This is a genomic window from Zavarzinella formosa DSM 19928 (assembly GCF_000255705.1).
Lineage (GTDB): Bacteria > Planctomycetota > Planctomycetia > Gemmatales > Gemmataceae > Zavarzinella > Zavarzinella formosa.
In genome coordinates, this window is sequence record NZ_JH636442.1 from 34,617 (window position 1) to 38,865 (window position 4,249).

The window sequence follows — 4,249 nt, forward strand, 5'->3', positions numbered from 1 at the left end:
GCCAGGGGCGAAAGCCCCTGGACAATGACGGCCAAAAGAAATCCACCCCAACGGGGTGGCACAACTCGCAAGCACCACCCCGTTGGGGCGGAAAACCTTTCATGGCAACGGGCTCCAGGGGCGGCGACCGCCCCTGGATATTTTCGAGCGCCCCCTTGGGGCGAAAACCAATCAATCGGCCATGACAGAAACATTTGCAGACCCGGAAAATCGCAGTTGAGCGGGCTGGCAATTACATCAACACGGGCTTGCCGAGTTTCCGCCGGATGACGGTGAATTGACCGGCGTGCATCATGGTGTGGTTGGCCGCCGCGATGAACAATTTGCCAAGCGTCGGGGCGAACGACGCGAGTTTCCCGGTGACGGGCCGGTCCAGATCGGCGTCCGTCAGTTTGTTGAGGGCCGTCACCACGGCGGCCCGCACGTCGGCGAACAACTTCAGGTATTCGTCCTTGGTCAGAAAGCCTTCGGGGCCTTCTTGCTTCGCGCCGGCCGAGCCGTGAAGCTCGGCAAAACCGGCTGGCAGTTCCGGAAACACGGCGTCCGGCAACTGGTCTTTAATGAGGAAGAAATCGCCGCCGATCACGTTCCCGACTTGCCACGCGGCATGATTGGCCCCTGGCACCGGCCGGACCAGCATGTCGGCGTCGGTGAAGTCACTCAGATACCAATTCAACGTCCCCTTGGTGGACTCCAGGAATTCCTGAATCGCTTCGCGTCCGGTCATTGGTCACCATTTCTGTGAAGGATGTTTTGGAGAGTTTTGCGGGCGAAATCACACCACTTTGCAGGCTTCCTCGAAGCTCAGACGCGGATTGCGCGGATGAACCTTGGCCGGGTCGCCGTGGCCGAGGTTGATGAGGAAGTTCGATTTGATCGTCGTCCCGGCGAAGAACGCCTCGTCCACTTTTTGATTGTTGAAGCCGGACATCGGGCCGCAATCAAGGCCGAGCGAACGGGCGGCGAGGATGAAGTACGCCCCTTGCAGCGAGGAATTCCGCAGGGCCAGCATCTCCAGCACGTTTTCGGGGAGATCCTTGAACCACGCCTTCGCGTCCGTCTGCGGGAACAATTTCGGCAGTTGCTCGAAGAAATGCGTGTCCATCGCAATGATCGCCGTCACCGGGGCGGCCATCGTTTTGCTCACGTTGCCGGCGTCGAGGAAGGGCTTTAGCTTTTCCTTTCCGGCGGGTGTTTTCACGAACACCACGCGCATCGGGCACATGTTGGCCGAGGTCGGCCCCATTTTGGCCAAGTCGTAAACCTGTTGCAACAACTCGTCGGAGACTTCGCTGTTCACCCAACCATTGTGTGTGTGGGCATCGCGGAACAGGATGTTCAAACTCTGGTCGTCAACCACCTTGCTCATCTTTATCTCCCTTGGGGTGTGACCGAAATTCTATGGCGCGTCTATGAAGTTTCTGAGCGGGAATACAATACCGCCCGGCCCGCCTTACACTCCGCGTCTCCCTTTTTTTGAGGAATCATTCCGTGATGAAGCGTCTCTCCATTCTTCCCGCCTTATCGCTATTGGCGGTTTGTTCGCCATCGGCGTTTGCGGATGTCAAATTGCCGGCCGTCCTCGGCAGCCACATGGTCGTCCAGCGCGACCAACCCCTCACCGTTTGGGGTTGGGCCGACAAGGACGAAGAAGTGACCGTCAAGTTCGGCGAGCAGTCGAAAAGCGCCAAGGCCGACGACAAGGGGGACTGGAAAGTCGTCCTCCCCGCCCCGGCCGTGAACGCCAAGCCGCAAACGATGACCATCAGCGGCAAGAACAAGGTCGAACTGACGGACATCCTCGTCGGCGACGTGTGGGTCGGCTCCGGCCAGTCCAACATGGAATGGCCGCTCAGCGCGTCAACCAAGGGGAAGGATGCGGTCGCCGCCGCGAAGCACCCGAACATCCGTCTTCTACAGATTCCCAAGGTGCAGGCCAAGGAACCGGCGAAGGACGTGAAAGCCGCGTGGCAGGAATGCTCCCCGGCCACGGCCGGCAATTTCTCGGCCGTGCTTTACTTTTTCGGCGTCCGGTTGCAAAAGGATCTTGACGTGCCTTTCGGCCTCATCAACAGTTCGTGGGGCGGGTCGCCGATCGAACCGTGGACGGTGACGGCCAAGGGTTCCGGCGGGATGCACAACGGCATGATCGCCCCCCTGCAACCGTTTGCGATCAAGGGCGTGATCTGGTATCAGGGCGAAGCCAACGTCGGCAACGGCATGGGCTATCACACGAAGAAAGCCGCCCTCATCGAAGGCTGGCGTCAAACGTGGGGCAAGGACATGCCTTTCTACTATGTGCAAATCGCCCCGTGGTCCGGTTACGGCCCCGGTTCGCTGCCCGGCCTCTGGGAAGCCCAAACCGCCAGCCTTGGCATTCCGAACACCGGCATGGCCGTGACCACGGACCTTGTGGACAACATCGCAGACATCCACCCGCAAAACAAGCTGGACGTCGGCAACCGGCTGGCCCTCTGGGCGCTGGCAAAGACATATGGCAAGAAGGATATCGTCTACTCCGGCCCGCTTTACAAATCGATGAAGATTGAGGGAGACAAGATCCGGGTGTCGTTCGCCCACACCGGCGGCGGCTTGAAGTCCCGGAACGACAAGCCCCTGAGCGAATTCCAAATCGCCGCCGAGGACGGCAAGTTCATCGCCGCCGAGGCCGTCATCGATGGGAACGATGTGATCGTCTCTTCCAAGGAAGTGACCAAGCCGACACAAGTTCGTTTCGGCTGGAGCAACATCGCCAACCCGAACCTCTCCAACAAAGAGGGCCTGCCCGCCTCGCCATTCCAGACCAAGGATTGGAAGGGCGTCACGGGCCAGTGATGTGATGTCAGCCCGCCGGATCGGAGTCTCCCCCAGTCCGGCGATACTTGTTTGTTCGGGCCATTGACCATGCCTGTCAAAATCAGCGGTCTTTAACGCATGAACCCGGCGGCCACGCCTCTCCCGCACACCCCACGCCTCCGCTTCCGCAATTGGACGGCCGACGACCTCCCGCTGGCCATCGTCATCTGGGCCGACCCGCAAGTCACCCGTCTGATCGCCGACCTCGGCAACCCATCGGTGCGACAAGCCCGCGAACGCCTTTTGATCGAGATGGAAAATCTCACAAACCACGGCGTCCAATATTGGCCCGTTTTCCTGTCCGACGGAACCCACATCGGCTGCGGCGGCTTGCGGCCCCATCGACCGGCCGAAGGTCTATGGGAAGTCGGCATCCACCTGCTCCCCTCCTTCTGGAACAACGGCTATGCCACCGAAGCCTTGCGAGGTATCATCGAACATGCCTTCGGCCCCTTGAAAGCGAAAGCCCTGTTCGCCCGCCATCACCCAAACAACCTCGGCTCCGGCCGCGTGTTGACCAAGACTGGCTTCCGGTTCACCCACCATGAACTCATGCCGCAGACGAGGCTTGAGCATCCATGCTACCTGTTACAGGCCGGAGAAATAACAGAGTGAAGGATGTCCGTCTGTTTTCGCATTTTCGTTGACACTCCCCGAACAACCGGGGACGATATTCTTCGTTGAAAAATCTGACGGGCGGGTTCCCGCCTGTTTTGTCGGCTGTTCTATTCCCGAATCATGCGGCAGGGAGTTTCGAGATGCGCCCTTTTCTCGTTGCATACACATTGGTTTTAATCATGGCCGCCGGGTGGGTGGCTTCCTTGTCGGCAGCGCCGGCTCTGGCGGATCGGCAGCCGCTTTCGCGGTTGGGGCGGGCGCCGTTCGGGCATGGGCATGAGGTGTACGGGCTATGTTTCACCCCGGACGGCAAGTATTTGGTGACCACCGGGTACGATCATCGGGCAAGGTTGTGGGATCTGACCACCGGGGATGAAATTTTTGAAGTTGCGCTTTTTGCTGAGGAGAGTGGGCCGGGATAGAAAAACGAGACTCCCCCGGCCGGATCGGTTGGGCCGTGAGGCCGGGTGATCACCAACCGGAAGGAGTCTCGGTCATGATTGTGCAAGAAGGACTCCCCGGAATCAAACAGTTTCTTCGTCCGGCCGGCCTGAGTCCCCGGGCGCTCGGCCTGGTGATTCGTTGCGTGGCGGCGTTTTGTTTGCATTGGGGGCGCATGAGCGCCTCGCAAGCCTCGGGGTCGGTGGCCTCGGAGCCGCGTCATCGCGCCCAGATCAGCCGGTTTCTCGGCCGCAAGGGCCTTCGCCAACGGCCGCCGCTGGCTCTGGTGCGGGACCGGATGCTGGCGTTGGAGCCGTCGGGGGGCCGGTTCGTG

Annotated in this window: 6 protein-coding genes; 4 read left to right on the plus strand and 2 right to left on the minus strand. The window is 60.3% G+C overall.

From position 1 onward, the window contains the following. Positions 1–232: 232 nt before the first annotated feature. Positions 233–727 carry a DinB family protein gene (locus tag BGIM_RS0121300; RefSeq protein WP_020471761.1) on the minus strand — a complete coding sequence of 165 codons (495 nt, stop codon included), beginning with the start codon at positions 725–727 and terminating at the stop codon, positions 233–235. A gap of 48 nt (positions 728–775) precedes the next feature. Next, positions 776–1,369, minus strand: coding sequence for a malonic semialdehyde reductase (locus BGIM_RS0121305; protein WP_020471762.1), 594 nt, complete (start codon positions 1,367–1,369; stop codon positions 776–778). A gap of 125 nt (positions 1,370–1,494) precedes the next feature. Here BGIM_RS0121305 and BGIM_RS0121310 point away from each other — a divergent pair, with 125 nt between their 5' ends. The 4 genes from BGIM_RS0121310 to BGIM_RS64935 form a co-directional block, all read left to right on the plus strand. Then, on the plus strand, positions 1,495–2,835 hold the full coding sequence (locus tag BGIM_RS0121310) for a sialate O-acetylesterase (RefSeq protein WP_020471763.1): 1,341 nt from the start codon (positions 1,495–1,497) through the stop codon (positions 2,833–2,835). Between the two features lie 99 nt (positions 2,836–2,934). Then, a complete protein-coding gene (locus BGIM_RS0121315; protein ID WP_020471764.1) occupies positions 2,935–3,471 on the plus strand; it encodes a GNAT family N-acetyltransferase in 537 nt (178 codons plus the stop codon). Between the two features lie 143 nt (positions 3,472–3,614). Further along, complete coding sequence (locus BGIM_RS0121320; protein ID WP_020471765.1) at positions 3,615–3,896, plus strand: WD40 repeat domain-containing protein; 282 nt, start codon at positions 3,615–3,617, stop codon at positions 3,894–3,896. A 74-nt stretch (positions 3,897–3,970) separates the two neighbouring features. Then, positions 3,971–4,249 (plus strand): hypothetical protein (locus tag BGIM_RS64935; RefSeq protein WP_029630246.1); only part of this gene is annotated, 279 nt, incomplete at its 3' end.